This is a genomic window from Enterobacter cloacae complex sp. 6730903, from assembly GCF_048283985.1.
In the GTDB taxonomy this organism is placed as follows: domain Bacteria; phylum Pseudomonadota; class Gammaproteobacteria; order Enterobacterales; family Enterobacteriaceae; genus Enterobacter; species Enterobacter hormaechei_C.
Map to the genome: position 1 here is coordinate 1 of NZ_JBLVXX010000231.1, position 271 is coordinate 271.

Here is a 271-nt window from a genome sequence, read left to right on the forward strand (position 1 = left end):
TATAAGTTGTGGTCAATCGTGCAAACGGTTCATCAGCCGCATATTTGGTCACTAGATTTACCGTTCCACCCACCGATCCTGCTGGCGGCATCCCATTTAACAAAGCGGAAGGACCTTTCAACACCTCAACGCGACTAAACATTTCCGGAGAAGTTCGATAAAATGGTGTGATACCGAAAAGTCCGTTCATTGACATATCATTCGTGCTCGAAGCATATCCACGAATATAATAGTTTTCACTCCAACCACCACTTGCACCGTTGGTATATAT

Annotated in this window: 1 protein-coding gene; it reads right to left on the bottom strand. The window is 44.3% G+C overall.

The features are described 5' to 3' along the window. On the bottom strand, positions 1 to 271 hold a 271-nt coding region (locus ACNQ0W_RS25710), incomplete at both ends, for a TonB-dependent receptor plug domain-containing protein (RefSeq protein WP_417933345.1).